The organism is Streptomyces sp. NPDC053076 (genome assembly GCF_044546845.1).
Taxonomy (GTDB): domain Bacteria; phylum Actinomycetota; class Actinomycetes; order Streptomycetales; family Streptomycetaceae; genus Streptomyces.
In genome coordinates, this window is the sequence record NZ_JBITZL010000029.1 from 1 (window position 1) to 1,356 (window position 1,356).

Sequence of the window (1,356 nt, forward strand, 5' to 3'; positions counted from 1 at the left end):
ATGGACGGCTACAAGAGCCGTGATCCGGAGCTGGCAATCGTCGTGGACGCCGTCAAGATGACCGTCAAGGGCGGCATCGGCAAGCTGCGGGAGAAGGCGCGCGGCGGCGGCTGGAAGCCGGGACAGCCCTGGCCCGCCCTCGCCCGGCCGACCTGGCGGCCCGACATCCGCGCCGCGGTCATCTCCCGGGCCCGGATCAACATGCACCGCAAGATGCTGCACCTGGCCGCGGCCACCGGGCAGTACCCCGTCGCGGTCCTCTCGGACTGCGCCGTCTACGCCGCCGACGGCCCCAGCCCGCTCGACGTCCTGCCCTACGATACCGACGGCAAGACCGTGCCCGGCAGCTTCCGGCTCGGCGTCTCCCCCGGCATGGTCAAGCACGAAGGCACCCAGAGCGTGCTGTGGGGCGCCAACATCCTTGAGCAGCTCGCTGGTGACGGTCACCTCGCCAACCTCGCCCGCTACATCAAGACCGGCGAGGTCACCACCAAGGACACCGGAGAGTAGAAGCAAGGTGGCAGGGGTCGATGGTCACGATCGGCGAAGAACTCGACAAGGCGGTCCAGGGAGCTTTCACGCGCCCCATCCCGAAAACCGCCGGAGCACAGATGCGCTACCTGGTCCGCCAGCACCAGCGCAGCACCCGGCGCGTGGCCGACCTGCTCGGCATCAGCCAGCGCACCGTCGAACGCTATGTGAGGAACCAGATCAAAATACCCCGCCCGGAGCTCGCCGACCGCCTCGAGCGTGAGGTCCGAGTGCGTTGGCAGCCGCAGATCCGGGCCAAGGCCCGGCAGGCAGCGGCCACCACCGGCGGCATCATGATCGATGTGCAGGCCCGGTTCGGCTACACCGCCGCCCCGGGCAGCACCGACGACGCCCGCGTACGCCACCTCACCCTCGCCCTGCCGCCCCACCACGCCGCCCGCCTCTTCACGGCCCAGGAGACAGGCGCCGCCGAGGACCAGCTCCGCCAGATCGCCGCCGAGGCCCTGGGCGAGGTCTACTTCCGCGACAACGGCCACCGCGCCCACGGCCTCGAAGTCGAACTCACCGACCTGATCGACCTGGAATTCGAGCTGTAGCCCGGGCCGGCACCGCGACGCGCCGGACGGTGAGCGGCAGTGACGTCGGTGATGAGGATGAGGCGGTCCCCCACGGCCCGGGCGTCAGAGCCGCACGGTGCGGATGTCGGCGACAGCCGCAACTCCCCCGACTGTCGTCCCTTCGGCCGGCCGTCCGCCACGGGCGGAGCGCGCAGCGCAGCCGTTCGCCAAGCTAGGGCCTGTTCTCCATGACCGACCACCATCTGTACGGCACCAGCACTCACACCGCCGACGAGCTGGCCCGGCT

1 protein-coding gene and 1 pseudogene are annotated in these 1,356 nt (G+C 70.5%); both read left to right on the forward strand.

Going from position 1 to position 1,356, the window contains the following annotated elements; all coding sequences use genetic code 11:
• Positions 1–510 (forward strand): annotated as a pseudogene (locus ACIGYR_RS39045) (transcriptional regulator); the annotation flags it as partial.
• A 20-nt stretch (positions 511–530) separates the two neighbouring features.
• Positions 531–1,088: a telomere-protecting terminal protein Tpg gene (tpg, locus tag ACIGYR_RS39050; RefSeq protein ID WP_399608853.1), complete on the forward strand. Its 558-nt coding sequence runs from the start codon at positions 531–533 to the stop codon at positions 1,086–1,088.
• Positions 1,089–1,356 lie beyond the last annotated feature (268 nt).